Source organism: Paenibacillus sp. YSY-4.3 (assembly GCF_054767475.1).
The window spans coordinates 764,620-779,886 of record NZ_BAABMC010000003.1; the positions used below are offsets into that span (position 1 = coordinate 764,620).

Below are 15,267 nucleotides of genomic sequence, written 5' to 3' on the forward strand. Positions count from 1 at the left end.
TAGAACCTATCAAAACTGTTTCAGTACCTCCCTCTTCTGATTTTCTAACTCTGGTCCAAATATGCTGCCAGTTCTGCTATAGTCGTATACTTATACACCAGCATTTCTTGATCAGTTATTTGTTCCTTCTCCATTTCGAGATCAAGCATGACCGCTAATATAGAGTTGCCTCCAATATCGAAAAAATTGTCTTTGATGCTGATTTTATCGGCTTTTAATAGCCCTCGCCATATACGCTCCAGTTTGAATTGGGTTAGCGTATGGGGTGCCTCATAATCTGCAGCACTAGTGGTTGCTTCAGGATTAGGCAGTTTTTTCTTGTCCATTTTTCCATTGGCTGTTAGAGGAAATTCATCTAGTTGTACAATATGTGCAGGAATCATATAGTGCGGGAGTCCTTGAAGTAAATATTGCCGTACTTGTACCATGTCGAGCTCTGTTTGGCCGATGACATAAGCAAGCAGTTGCTTGGCATCTTCTGCAGTTGTTGTTGCGACAACTACTGCGTTAACAATCTCTGGATGCTTAAGCAGATAGCCCTCGATCTCTCCTAGTTCAATCCTGTAACCATTGATTTTAACTTGATCATCCTTTCTTCCCATAAACAATAAAGTACCGTCCCGGAGCAGCTTAACATAGTCTCCCGTCTTATAAAGCTTGCTCTCCGTGATGTGTGGATGATCGATAAACCTCTCTGCTGTCAGTTCGAACATGTCCCAATAGCCTGCTGCCAGTCCCTCACCGGAAATATGCAGCTCACCTATAACTCCAAAGGGTTGAAGCCGAAGGTTCGCATCCAATACATGCAACCCGGTGTTCAGCAGGGGTTGTCCTAGAGAAATCGGCAAATCCTGCTGCAGTTTCTGCATAGAAGACCATACACATGTCTCCGTAGGGCCATACATATGAAGCACGTTAGCATCTGTCCATCTCAGAAGTTCGTAATAAATATGTCGGCTTAGGGCCTCACCTCCTATAAGGATATCCTTCACTACTTTCAGATAAGACAAGTCAAACGAATGCTCCAGCATAACTTGCAATCGCGAGGGAGTCATCTGAAGCATATCGATTTGCTTCTCCACAATCAGTTTTTCGGTTTCACTTGGCAGACTGGCCTGCTCCTCGCTCGCTACAACCACCTTCATCCCTTGTGTTAGGGGAATAAGAGCCTCGATTACAAAAATATCAAAGGATACCGTCGTTAACGAAAGCATTGTCTTATCCGGCGTAAATTGAATTCTCTCGGTCATGCCCAGTATCAAATTATGCAGCGATTTATGCTTTATCATTACACCTTTGGGCAGTCCTGTAGATCCTGAGGTGTAGATGAGATAGGCGAGATCATCAGCAGTTCCTCTACTCTCCAGCGGAAGCGGGCTTTGCTTGTGTAGCTGCTCCTCCATGACATGAATACACGCGGCATTATATTCTCCTTCGGGCTCCTTATCTATTAATAGAACCTTTAGCCTGCTGTCCTGAATAACATGGCTGATTCTTTCGGCCGGATAAGCTGGATCAATCGGAACATAGGCAGCACCTGACTTCAAAACACCAAGTATAGCTGCAATAAGATAGATAGATCTCTCCAGTAAAATGCCCACACGATCCTCACTGCCTATGTTGTGCTGTTCCAATAAGTATCGGGCCAATCGGTTGGAATGCTCGTCCAATTCACGATAAGTGACACTCTCGCCATTACATTCTATCGCCACCTTGTCCGGAGTCATTCGAACCTGATGCTGAAACAATTCATGCAGCGTCCTGTAGGGTATTTCCCGATGCTCCCCTTGCTGAAAACCTGCCATTCGTTTTTGTTCTTCTTCCGAAATCATACCGATATCTGCCAACTTGATGAAATGATTTGCACTTATGTCAGTTAGGATATTCAAAAAGTGCTCCGCCATTTGCTGTATCGTCTCTTTATCAAATAAATCCCTGCAATACTCGAAGGTGAGCAAAATTTGACCGGCATCTTCAGTAGCCACTAATGTCAAATCATATTTGGAGACTTCATATTGCCAATACGGATTGTCAGCTATTTCAACGTCTTTGAGCTTCAGCATTTCCATATGCTGTTCCTGACGATGGTTGTGCATAACGAACATTGTGTCGAACAGAGGATTGCGGCTCATATCTCTCTGGACTTTTAGGTGATCTACCATTTGCTCAAAAGGATAGGCCTGATGCTCGAATGCCTCAACAGTGTTACCCTTGACTTGGGCCAGGAAGTCCCAGTAAGACAAATCAGTATCCAGCTTATTGCGTAAAGGAAGGACATTGATAAATGCGCCTATAATTCTCTCCAGATCAGCATGATTTCTGCCTGTGATTGTTGTTCCCACCACAATATCGCTTTGACCGGAGTACCTTGATAACAGCGCATAATATGCGGTCAGCAGCACCATAAATGTTGTGGTGTCCGACCTATAGCTTAAATCCTTAAGTGCAGCCAGCAGTTCCCCGTTAATCACCGCTTCGACTTTGTCTCCGGCAAAGCTCTGTATTACAGGCCGGGAATAATCCACAGGAAGTTCCAAAATTGGAATATCGTCTTTAAACAATTCCAGCCAATAGGCTTCATGGTTCTTATAATCTTCTGACTCCCTGTAATCCTTCTGCCAAGCCGCATAATCTTTATACTGAATGCGAAGCTCCTCCAGTTGCTCATCATTGTAAAGGGTGATGAACTCCTTCTGCAGAATATTCATGGATACCCCATCCGATACAATATGATGCATATCAATGAGCAGTATATGCTCATCCGAGGTCAATGAAAGCAGCCGGGCTCGAAACAAGGGAGCTGTTGCCAAATCAAACGGAGCTATAAAGCGTTGAATGCGCTCTAATACCTCTTCTCTGTCAATAATTTCGTATTCCGTCTGAAACGGAATATCATCATGGACAATTTGCACCAGTTCTCCATCGATCCATTCAAATGAGGTACGGAAACTCTCATGCCGCCGCACCAGTTCCTCCATCGCGGAATTTAGTTTTGCAACATCCAGCTGCCCCTTCAGTACAATTACTTCCGGCATATTAAATGCAGTATCGGCTCCCTCAAACTTGCTCATGATAAACAGCCGCTGCTGAGTAGAAGTCACAGGATAATGCGCCCTCCTTCCAGCCGGCGGTATGGCTGACCAATGGCTCTTGGCCGCTTCCTGAATAAGACTGCTTAGATTCTCGATCGTCGGAGTTCTGAAGAATTGTCCAATGGACACCCGTGCATCAAAGCGCTGCTCTACTCTTGCCAGTAAGGAAATAGCCTTAATCGAATGTCCTCCATACTCAAAAAAGGACTGATCCACTCCGATATGCTGCTCGCCTAAGATTTCCTTCCAAAGCTCGACCAGCATTTCTTCGATATGCGTTCTAGGAGCAGTTATGCTCCCCTTCGGTTTATCCTGTACATTTTGCAGAGCCTGGCGGTCAATTTTTCCGTTTATTGATTTAGGTAATTCCTGAAGTTTTATAATTCGCTGCGGGATCATGTACTCAGGTAATATTTCCGATAAATGCTGCCTTATCTCTTCAACCGTTATATCTTGTTCCGATGAAAAAAATGCCCTTAAATGCTTCTCATTATCCGCCTCCTCTTTTACGATGACCGCAGCTTCAGCAACAGCTTCACAATGCAGCAGGGCAGCTTCAATCTCTAAAATTCCGATCCGATACCCTCTTATTTTGACCTGATCATCATGCCGGCAAATATAATGAATTTGTCCTTCATAATCCCGGCTTGCCAAATCCCCGGTTTTATACAGATACCCTCCTTCTTGAAATGGATTAGGCAGAAAACTCCTCGCAGTCAACTCTTCATTATTCCAATAACCTTGGGCAACACCGTCGCCACCGATGTATATTTCGCCAGCGACTCCCGGCGGACAAGGGGCTATATCAGGATCAAGTATATAAATCTGCACATTGTCTGCGGGTGTACCAAGGGGCACATCACGTCCCTGATCCGTTTTCGGATTATAGATGTGAGCCATACAGCCCACAACGGTTTCAGTAGGCCCATACTCATTCCATATTTCGATCTGATGATCAAAGTGGGAAGATGCTTTAAAGGCTAGCTCACTCGTTAACACATCTCCCCCCACAATCAGCCGCTTCAAACGTTGTGGACGGTAATCCAGAAGCAGCAGCATTCTTAAATGAGCTGGGGTAAGCTTCATCACAGCCGCTTCATCTTCGCGCAAAATGGCCGATAACAAGTCCTCTCGCTGCTCAGCACCATAAATGATTAACTTATTCCCGGTAATAAGCGGCAAAAACAAGGATGTAACCGTCAAATCAAACGATAAGGAAGAATAGAGTGGAAAAGTACACATTTCTTCTTTGACGTATTTTTGTTTCGCCCAGCATAAATAATTTACGATTCCACGATGGCTGACCATGACTCCTTTCGGTTTGCCAGTGGAACCCGAGGTATACATCAAATATGCTTCCTCGGAGGAGCTTGTTTCAGCACGGAGATTACGACGGTCTCCCTGATACAGATCAGTCTGCGTAATAACCAGCATCTCCTTATCCCAAACGGCCTGACCTAAGACATCGTCATCTGTCAGGAGCACTACGGCCCCGCTATCTTCTGCCATATATCGAATCCTTTCCACAGGATAAGAAGGATCGATAGGAACGTAAGATGCCCCTGTCTTTAATATCGCTATAATCGAAACAACGGTTTCTATAGAGTGCTTTGCCAATATAGCTACACGGTCACTAACCCGAACACGAGCCTTCCTAAGCCTTCGTGCCATTTGATTGGCCATCTCGTTCATCTCCTGATAGGTAACCGTTCGTGCTCCGTACTGCAGGGCGACGAGAAGCGGGGTCATCTTGGCCTGCTGCTCAATAAGCTGATGAACCCGCTTTGTAGCCGGGTATCTTGCGCTTGTACGATTGTAATCATAAAGCAACCGATGGTTCTCTTCCTCTGACAGCAAAGTGAAATCCCGAAGACATAATTCTACATTGCCCAAGGCTTGCTTTAATATAGCAAGAAATCTGCTTGCCATTCTTTCCATGCTCTCCGGCCTGTACACATTTGGGGCATAGATGACGCGCCCCTCTATCCCTTCATTCCCTCTATGAAATACGATCGTTAAATAGCTTCTAGGCTGCTGCAAGACAGCTTCTAAGGCCTGATTTGAATGAAGATTATCCAAAGCGATTGCAGTATGCAGCAGAGCTCCCTGGGGAAGCTCAAGCAGCCGCGCTAAATGATCGATAGGATAATATTGATAATTCAGAGCCTCCTTGAAGGTTTGATTTATCTTCCGAAGACAAGCCGTAAATGAATCGCTGCTTAGCAAGGTATCATGTAAAAGAACGTAAGGAATTTCTTCGGATTCCTCATGAACCTGAAAGGCTGGAGCAGCTACTGCAATTTCCTGTTCATAGGTTGTTTTATACAATAAAACTTTAAATACCGTCAGCAAATATGAATACAGCAAAGTATCCTGCTCTTTACAAATCTCCCACAGCTTCAGACCCGAGGACTGATCAAGTGAAAAATGATATTCCCTCTTCACGGCAGCAGTTTCTTGAAGAACAATGGGCTCGTCTTGAGGGTAACTACTGCATCTTGGGACCAAAGTTAATTTTCGAGCCCAGTATTCTTTAGCTTCCTTGAATCCTTCTAACGAGTCTAAAACATCTATACTAAAGTTCACTTTAATATTCACCTCTATTGAATACTTATAGTAGAGAGATGTGTAAGGATCTTGCTGTATTTGCGCTGAAGCTCTTCGACTTTAAGTGTGTTGACCAAGTCTGAGTGAATCAGTTGGGAATGAATACCATCATGCGTAAAACTTACTGATAAAATAAAATCATAAATTAGGCGATACGCTTCTATGTCCTTTGCATTTAGAATAATAGCAGGAATTACACTTTTGTTCCGATTAACAATCGGCTTCACATTTTTGATGTCATTTGGATCAACTCGAGGCAAACGCTGTTCCCATGACTGCTCTACTAGGTTCAGTAAATCCTTCAGTGTAGCCTCTGCGGAAATATGAACCGTTAATACCATAGGCGGTTCTTTGTCATTCACAACATGAACGGTAATTTCAGTACGATCCGGATTGGCAAAGGCTAAAATCCAGGCGGTCAACATACTCGCAAGCAGCTTTCCTTCAAAATCTGCCTCCCAGGTTTGCAGCGGGTAAGATCCGGCTGTCCCAGCCCAAGTAAAATAACGATCATCCAACTGGGTATATTTGATAATCGTGCTGCTTTCCTCATTTATTTTTCTGTTAATCGAATCAGCCTGCTGTCTAATCGTCCCGTGAACAAAGATGTCCGAAACATGAAAGCTTATGTTGAATTGCTGTTCAAGCTGCGTGCATATGTCCATAACCAGCAAGGAATTTCCGCCTAGATCAAAAAAATGGTCGTTTACGCTTAGCTGGTCTTTGGGAATTCCCAGAACCTTCGCCCATATGGCCGCTATTTGCACCTCCGTATCATTTGCCGGGGCTTGCAAGTAGGCATTGAAATATGAAGCAGGCGGAATTAGCGCCTTACGGTCAATTTTCCCGTTATGATTTACCGGCAATCGGTCAGGCAGCATAATAAAATAAGAGGGAATCATATAATTGGGCAGCTTGTCCTGAAGAAATGCCCGAAGCTCATTTATTTCCATAACCTGTTCCGACACGTAATACGCGAACAATGCATCGAACCTGTCGTTTCGTCTATCAACGACTACAGCGGCTTCTCGGATCAACTGATGACTCAGCAGAGCTGCTTCGATTTCTCCCAATTCAATCCGATATCCTCTTAATTTAATTTGATGATCGAGCCTTCCCATAAACTCAATGTCTCCGCTTTGCAGCCATTTAGCCATATCTCCGGTCTTGTACACCACCTCATCCCGCCGCAAGGGATGGGGTATGAACTTTTCTTTGATCAATTCCGGACGATTCAAATAACCGCTCGTTAAAGCAATTCCTCCAATGCACAATTCCCCAATGATGCCTTCTGGCACAAGACATCCAAACTCATCAACAATATACACTTCGACATGATCGAGCGGCTTGCCAATAGGAACGGATTTCAGGGATTCGGTTCGGTTATCATCGGCCCATAATGTGGCACAGATTGTTGCCTCTGTCGGTCCATAGCCATTATACAACCGAACCCTTCTTCTCCACCGTTCCGCCAAATTTGCATTAAGCGCCTCTCCTGCTGTAATTAACGCTCTCAGATGATGTACGTGCTCTGGATTAAGGTAGCCAAGAAAAGCCGGCGGCAACGTGGCTATGGTAATTTTATGCGCATTCAAATATTGTTCAAATGCAGAATAATTATTCATGATATCTGGCGTGGGTATATGTAACGTCGCACCAGACAATAAGCTGATCAGGAGCTCCCATATAAAAGCATCAAATGATATACTGGCAAACTGGAGGACATGATCGCTCGTCCCCGCACCAAAATATTCACCTACGAAATCGCCTAGGCAGCTTAATCCCTTGTGCTGAATCATTACTCCTTTAGGTGTTCCTGTCGTTCCAGAAGTATAAATCATATAAGCTAAATGCCGGGGTTTGACCTGATAAGCTGGAGCATCAGTGCTCAATAGCTGCTGGAGGACATCGTGTATATTTACAGCTAAGCCATCAAATTGAATGGATCCGGACATATGGCTATCGCAAACAATTAACTCTGGCCGGCTATCATCGAGCATATATTGGATTCTTTCAGGAGGGAGAGAGGGATCAACAGGCAGGAAAGCGCCTCCTGATTTCAGCACACCAAGCACAGCGATAACCGCTTCAATCGACCGGTTCATATACAGCGCGACAATGCTGTTCTGGCCAACCCCGTTCCTCCTCAACCATTTCGCCAACCGATTTATCTTCTCATCCAATTGTCTGTAGGTTACGGCGGTGTCTCCGTCTCCGTAAATTATGGCTATTTGGTCAGGGGTCTTCTTGGCCTGAAAGGTAAATTTGTCTTGAATACATGACTCAGAATGTGAAATGTCTGCAGTATAAGCGTTGCCCAAGGCCAAAATATGTTCGCGATGGTCCGATGCTACCATTTCCAGTTCATAAATGGAAACATCCGGATTGCGTAACACTTGATCAACCATTTGTCGAATAACTAGGCTTAAAAGCTGCACATCTTCTTTATTGAGCACAGATTTTTTATAATCAAAATTCACTGTTATAGTTGGCTCGAAAGCCAACTCTTTAATGATGATATTCAGAGGATGCAGCTGTTCTCCGCTATGGTATGATTCATAGTTCATGGGCAACGAAGTAATGATCTTTTTTAAAGGCACATTATAGTAATTCACGGAAATCTGATATAGACCCTCAACTCCACTAAGAGAACCAGAAAGATCATTTAATAGAACATCATAAGGATATTTTTGATGAGTGAACACTTTCATGAGGTCATGGCCTATCGATTTCATCAGTTCTGTAAACGATAAAGACGGTGATTTTCGGATTCTATAGGGGACTGTGCTCACAAACATCCCTAAGCTGTCCTTTTCTTTCCTTCCCCATCTATTGAAAACGGGTATGCCAAAAGCAAGGTCATGCTTCCTGTATAGCTTCATCACCGCGGCATAACTGATCGCTACGAAAAAGGTATTGATAGAGAGCTGATTTTTTTTTGCGAAATCCTTAATCCGATCTGACAAGTCGACACTAAATACATGCGACCATCTTTCGGACTCGAGCGAGGCAGAGCTGAGGAAGTTGCCACTCCCCCAATCCATATATTCAGGAATATCCTGGTATCGATCCAGCCAGTACTGCTTATCCTTCAAGTATCTTTTGGATTCAAAATAGGATGCTTCTTTGTCCAGGCATTCAAAAAAGCTCGAAGCCTCCATCAACGTATGAAGATGCCCCTCATCCCCCTGCTCCATAGCAAACTCATATGACGTCCAAATTTTATTCATCAGAATCGATACGGAATAGCCATCAGCAATAAGGTGGTGAACTCTAAACACAACCCCCTGCTTTTCATCATGGATTTTAACCATCATGAATTTAAATAGAAATCCATCTGTCAACGAGACCGACTGATCAAGAAACGAGTTCAGAAAACGATCAAACTCCCCTTGGGGATCATCAGCACTTGAGAAATCCAGCAGTTCCAGTTGTGTATCTTCATACTCATCTACATACTGCTGAATTGATGCACCGGTGCTACTAAATTTAATCCGCAGCGCCTCATTTTGCTGAATCAATCTATGGATAACCATCTCCAAAACCCGGAAATCCACAACACCGCTCATAAACCCGGATACCGTAATATTGTTCGTTTTTGTTCCCGGAAATAAAGCTTCAATATGGTGGAGATGCTGTTGATTATGGGTTAATGGATACTGCTTCGGGCTTGCCATATCCTTACCTCTAGTACTGATCATAAACTTCAGACATAGCTACAACGACCTTTCTTTTTCCTTTGAATGGCGCTCTGCCATGGGTCGTAAGCATATTATCGAGCAGTAGAACATCATTTTTCTCCCATAAATAACGAACCATAATTTCATCATAAACACCGCGGATCTCGTCCAGCACCGAATGCTCAATTGGAGTCCCGTCTCCATAACAGGCATTTCTGGTTAAGTTCTCTTCACCTAGAGTTTGAATCAGGTAATCCCTGATTTCCGCTGTTAAACTCGTGGAATGGAATAAATGAGCCTGATTGAACCAGATCATTTCACCTGTCTTCGGATGTCTTGCAACCGCCGGACGTACTGATTTTGTCCGCAAGCGGTCATTGTTTAACCACTCGACGCTCATCCCTGCTTTTTTGCAGTATGCTTCCACCGCTTCCTTGCTGTCCGTCTGGAAGACCTCTTGCCAGGACAAATCAATACCTCCGCCAAGATTACGGACATACATCACCTTTTTCTCTTCGAATTTCTTAATGATTTGCGGGTCAAGCCTTCTATAAATTTCACGGCTGTCAGCAATTGGCGTGTCACCGCCCTCGTCAGCGCATTCGACGGAATAGAACCATATTTTCATCGGCCAAGCGTGTTGATAGGAGTTTTCATTATGTTGAGGAATCCACATTTCTTGGGGATACTCGGTCGAAGTATATACATTACCTTGCACTGCGGTTCTTGGTGTCGATCTTTCCCGGTATTCCTCAAGAGATGGACTTATAATACCTATAAATCTCTCAAAATGAGAAACGGTAGGTATGTTGAAGCCACGGAACAAGATGCCGCCATACTCGTAAAGCTGCTGCTCCAATGTCTGCTTATTATCATGCACCCAAGCATACACATCCTGGTGACCAATCGAATCCGGCTGAATGACTAACGGGAGTTTGTTCACTTTTTTTAATTCCTCTGTTCCAAGTACTGTATTACTCATACGACTACCTCCTAAGAATTTATGAATTCATATTGCTTTTCCACAATTGTTCCTTGCTCTATAACTAATACACGGTCTGCCTTCTGTAATGAATGGACATGATGTGTGATGAAGATAACGGTCTTGTCTTTAAGCTTTTCAAAAACACCTTGAACGATTAGTGCCTCATTATGTTCATCCAGCGAAGAAGTCGGCTCATCCAAAATAAGGATAGTTGAGTCCTTAAGCAATGCCCTCGCCAGGCAAATTCGCTGAATTTGTCCACCCGACAGCGAATTTCCCAACTCGCCGATAAGCGTGTCATATCCGTTGGGCAACTCCATAATGAACGGATGGGCGCATGCGATGACCGCCGCTTCGATCATCTCCTCCTCGCTCTTGTGCTCAGAGCCCAGCAATATATTGTCTCTGATTGAACCCGGGAGCAGCAGAATATCCTGCGGTACATATGCTATGCTATCCCTGACCCCATTCACATGCTCCTTCACCTCCCTTCCCATGACGTGGATACTCCCTGAATAATTATCGTAAAAGCCCAAAAGAAGCCTGGCTAATGTTGACTTTCCGTTGCCGCTCTCCCCGATAAGCCCCACTTTCTCTCCCGGCCAGAGACAAACAGACAACTCATTTAAAACTTTGCTCTCCCCATTGGATGTTAGGTAGGAATAACCGACATTCTTCATATGAATCGCCGGAGCAAGAACCTCTGACAGGGGATCATCATCGCTTTCTGCATCGCTAGGACGCTCTAGCTGCTCCTCTTCATCAATGATTTCAAAAACTCTTTCTGCCGAGGCAAGACCCACCTGCAGTTCACCGATCGATGTTGAGACAGTGGCATACGCGGACTGGATTCTTAACAATAAATAGATCGAAGACATGACAGACCCGATGGACAGCTTTCCATCTATCGTAGACAGGCAGATGAAGAACACTATCGCAATGATGAATGAATTGGTAAAGACATTTATGGCTTCTTCCATTGCTTTGGCCGTCATTTTCCGTTTTAGCACCAGGCTGTTCAGTTCGCTTTTCTCGGCAATATATTTACGATGGTAATGCTCCTGCAAATTGTAGACCTTGATGGTTTCAAGACCTTGAATTCCCTCCTGCACAATCCCTCTTACCAGCGCCTGCTTTTGCTGAATCAGAACGCTCATTTTTTTGATTCTCTTGTCGAACAACCGTCCGATCATATAAATGATCGGCCCGGAAGACAGCGCAGCAATCGTGAAAACCAGATCAACATCCTTCAAATAAAAGCAGGAGCATAGAATTACCAATGCACTGAATATGATCTCTATTGTTGCATTTTCAACCATATTTGCAGTCTGGCCAACATCTCCCGTTGCCCTGGTCACATAATCGGAAATACTCCTTTTGCGTAAGTATGGGAGCTTAAAACGATTGATTTTGCCTAGCACCTGAAACGATAGATCACGAATATGCAGTCCATGATAGTAATAGCGGATATAATTTTGGAAGAAGCGTATAACGATTAATGATAGACCAAGAGGAACCGCCAGTATTACCATATAATTGATGGTGTTCATATCCTTTTCATGGATGCCATTTATAAAAAACTCTTGATATTTGGCAACAAACAGAGTAAAAATAACTTCGACCACCATAATCGCGACCACAATAGATAACGGAAGCCAATACGGTTTAACATAGCGAAGGTTCTTCTTATACAGCTCTGACTCCCGCTTCTTCAGGAACATGCCTGCACCCCCTATATTTGGCTTTCATAAGAGCGTTCCAGCCCTATATCGTTCATGCTGCCATTGGTGTAAACATAGCCATCCGCAAGCCGCCAGATTTGATCGGCATTTTCGAGCAATGTCAGATCATGGGTAACGATTATCGTCGTTTTCCCTTCCATCAAATGCCTTATGGATTCCATAATGAGCATGGTATTGGCTTTATCCAGGGATGCCGTCGGCTCATCCAATATAATGAGCTCTGGCTGCCGCAGGAAAGCCCTGGCCAAAGACAACCTCTGTCTCTCTCCTCCCGACATAACAAAGCCATTATCGTTAATCCGTGTGTCATACGCCTCCTCTTTGGACATGATCACATCATGAATATTCGCCTTCTTTGCAGCTGCCATGATTTCATCCTCACTTGCGTCCCATTTCCCAACCTTGATATTCTCCCTAATCGTTCCCGTAAAAAGAAAAGTATGCTGGGATATATAGGCTATGGATTGCCGCCACATTTCTACAGGGATACCGTCCATATTTTGGCCATTATAAGTAATGGTGCCTGAAGAGGGCTCCAGCAAACGAAGAATCAGCTTAATAAAAGTGCTTTTCCCGCTCCCGCTTTCACCAATAATGCCAATTGTTGTACCGGATTTAATGACGAGTTCTAAGCCTTTAAGAACCTCTTGTTCGGAAGTATAGGAAAACGACACAGCATTAAAGGCAATTCGATAATTCTCCTTAAAATAATCAGATCCATCAGAGACTTCTTTCGCAGATTCTGTCCCCAAGACACTGTCCTCTACCGGCAGCTTTTCCAGTTCAAGTACTCGTGCTCCATTGGAAATGGCTTTTTGAAAATCGGTCCACGTATTCGCTAATCCTGTCAAAGGAGCTACAATCCAGTCTATAGCAACGATGCAAGCAACCAGGCTGCCTATATCCAGTGACCCAAGAACGGTCAGGTACCCTCCATAACCAAGCACGAACACCAAGCTGATAAATGGAATTAAATAATTCCCCTGTCGAATAACCCCTTCTAGAATCAGTGCTTTTTTGGAATAGGCAATTACCTTCGTATAAATATCTGCATAAATTCGTGCGATCCTGTTGCGGATAGATAAGGCCCGGACAATTTCAGCTCCCTGAACTGAATTTTGTATGATACTGTCCCGTTCACTGCGTATAAGCTGCTGTACATCATAAATATGCCTAAGCTTCTTAGACGCCTTGCTCAGCAATGCGGGCATAAGCGTTGAAATAAGCGCAACCCCTAGCGTGATTCTCCAGTCTATGAACAATAAATAGACAACTATAAAGCATACCTGCGCCGCATCGCCTAGTATTCTGATCAGTTTCTCATTTATGCCTGCTTGGGCTGTTTCTGTCGAATCATTAATTCTGTTCACCAGATCGGAGGAATGAAACAGGCTTAGCTGCGGCAGGCGGATTTTAAGTACTCTCTGAATAAAGAAGGATTGCAGAAACAGCGTAGATTTATTATGTAAAATACCTGCGCCAAATGTATTAACAAAACCAAGCAAAGTAATGATAGCCATCGTAATTACAGCCAGTTGGAGAGAACGCAGCAACAGCTCCAAATCTCCAATAATCGCACTATTAATCATCTGCTTATAGACCTCGATAATTAATAGGCTTGCCCCTGAATGAAGAAGCGCGACTGCGCATAAAAAGATAAACCAGGCGGCATACTTCCTGCTCATGGACAACAGGCGTGCCAAAATCTTAAAAGGAGAATATGAATTAGTTGTAAAGATCACGAGACAACCCTCACTTCTTTAGAGGCTATTCAGGGCATGAGTCCTCTTTGATGTTCATGCCCTTTTCGCCGTCAGATTCTACAGATCAAAATCGGCTATCACCAGATTTTGATTCGATTTTATTTTGGATAAGAGGGTCTTCCTCTCATTCTTGTTAAGAATGGAAATATCCTTAATCTTCATCTCAGGCTGATCCACTATCGCTTCCAAAATACGCACATAATATTTCATTAACTGCTCAGCCGTCTCTCGCTTAAATAGCTGGGATAAATATTCAAGCGTAAGCCACAAGGTTCCAAGCTCCTCGTTAGCGACCAGCGTCAAATCAATTTTGGCCACACGGTATCCATAATCCTCGAAGTATGGAGATATTTTGAAAGATTCATATTCAATAATTTCATTTTCGCGGTGATTATGCAGCACCAGCATTGCTTCAAAGAGCGGATTTCTGCTGATATCCCTTTGGATCCCTAATTTCTCTACCAGTTCGTCAAAAGGATACTCCTGATGCTCATATGCTTTCAGCGTATTCTCCTTGACCTCCATTAAAAATGCAGCAGCATCCTTATCGCCGGCAGGTTCATTTCTTAAAGCCAGCGTATTAATGAACACACCTACTGTCCGCTGAATATCGGCATGATTTCGCCCGGCAACAGTTGAGCCGACAACGATATCCTCCTGCCCGGTAAGCTTAGACAACAAGATGTTGTATGCTGCTAAAAGGATCATGTACAGCGTAGCGCCTGACTCTCGGCCAAACTGCTTAATTTTGGCTAACATTTGCTCATCCAGGACATAATCGACCTTCCCGCCTTCAAAGCTTTGAATTAAAGGTCTGCTAAAATCCGTCCGCAGTCCCGATTCAGGCAGCTTCTTCTCAAAGGTCTTCAGCCAAAACTCCTCGTGCTCCTTATAAGCCTCGGTATTACGATAGCTTTGCTGCCATACGGCTACATCCTTATACTGCAGGCGAATCGGCGAAAGGGGTTTGCCTTCATATAAGTCCATGAATTCCTCTACAAAAACGGTCATGGACACGCCATCTGAAATGATGTGATGCATATCAAATAGCAAAACATACTCTTCTTCGCTCATTTTGATAAGACCTACGCGCAGCAAAGGTGCCTTGGATAAATCGAAGGGATGAACAAGATCTTCAATGATCGCTTTGATTTTGCTATTAACATTTGTCTCCCAATAGCTCACTTTAAACTCAATCTGTTCTTCGATTCGCTGCATAAGCTCGCCATTTTGCCACAAAAACGAAGTTCTTAAGCTATCATGGCGCTCAATGATCTGATTCATAGCCGCTACAAAGCGGTCAAAATCCATTTTTCCTTCCAGCTTGAATACACCTGGCATGTTGTAAGTGGTTTCCGCTCCCTCAAGCTGACTTAACGTGTACAATCGTTTTTGAAT

The 15,267-nt window shown here is 43.9% G+C and carries 6 protein-coding genes; all 6 read right to left on the reverse strand.

Annotation, left to right across the window (positions count from 1 at the left end):
* Window positions 1-44 precede the first annotated feature (44 nt).
* Window positions 45-5,690, reverse strand: a complete 5,646-nt coding sequence (locus ACYUJT_RS14310) for an amino acid adenylation domain-containing protein (RefSeq protein ID WP_460323237.1) — start codon at window positions 5,688-5,690, stop codon at window positions 45-47.
* A 2-nt stretch (window positions 5,691-5,692) separates the two neighbouring features.
* On the reverse strand, window positions 5,693-9,400 hold the full coding sequence (locus ACYUJT_RS14315; RefSeq protein WP_460323240.1) for a non-ribosomal peptide synthetase: 3,708 nt from the start codon (window positions 9,398-9,400) through the stop codon (window positions 5,693-5,695).
* Window positions 9,387-10,361: a TauD/TfdA family dioxygenase gene (locus ACYUJT_RS14320; protein WP_460323243.1), complete on the reverse strand. Its 975-nt coding sequence runs from the start codon at window positions 10,359-10,361 to the stop codon at window positions 9,387-9,389. The genes ACYUJT_RS14315 and ACYUJT_RS14320 overlap by 14 nt, the downstream gene beginning before the upstream one ends.
* A gap of 11 nt (window positions 10,362-10,372) precedes the next feature.
* A complete protein-coding gene (locus tag ACYUJT_RS14325; protein ID WP_460323245.1) occupies window positions 10,373-12,085 on the reverse strand; it encodes an ABC transporter ATP-binding protein in 1,713 nt (570 codons plus the stop codon).
* Window positions 12,086-12,096: 11 nt separating this feature from the next.
* Window positions 12,097-13,791, reverse strand: coding sequence for an ABC transporter ATP-binding protein (locus ACYUJT_RS14330; protein ID WP_460323248.1), 1,695 nt, complete (start codon window positions 13,789-13,791; stop codon window positions 12,097-12,099).
* Window positions 13,792-13,926: 135 nt separating this feature from the next.
* Window positions 13,927-15,267, reverse strand: a 1,341-nt coding sequence (locus ACYUJT_RS14335) for a condensation domain-containing protein (protein WP_460323250.1), incomplete at its 5' end; no start/stop codon positions are given.

What these genes read in the sequence shown, in the direction of transcription:
- ACYUJT_RS14315 (WP_460323240.1), bottom strand. Translation starts at nt 9,400, where the DNA reads ATGATCAGTACTAGAGGTAAGGATATGGCAAGCCCGAAGCAGTATCCA.
- ACYUJT_RS14320 (WP_460323243.1), bottom strand. Translation starts at nt 10,361, where the DNA reads ATGAGTAATACAGTACTTGGAACAGAGGAATTAAAAAAAGTGAACAAA.
- ACYUJT_RS14325 (WP_460323245.1), bottom strand. Translation starts at nt 12,085, where the DNA reads ATGTTCCTGAAGAAGCGGGAGTCAGAGCTGTATAAGAAGAACCTTCGC.
- ACYUJT_RS14330 (WP_460323248.1), bottom strand. Translation starts at nt 13,791, where the DNA reads ATGAGCAGGAAGTATGCCGCCTGGTTTATCTTTTTATGCGCAGTCGCG.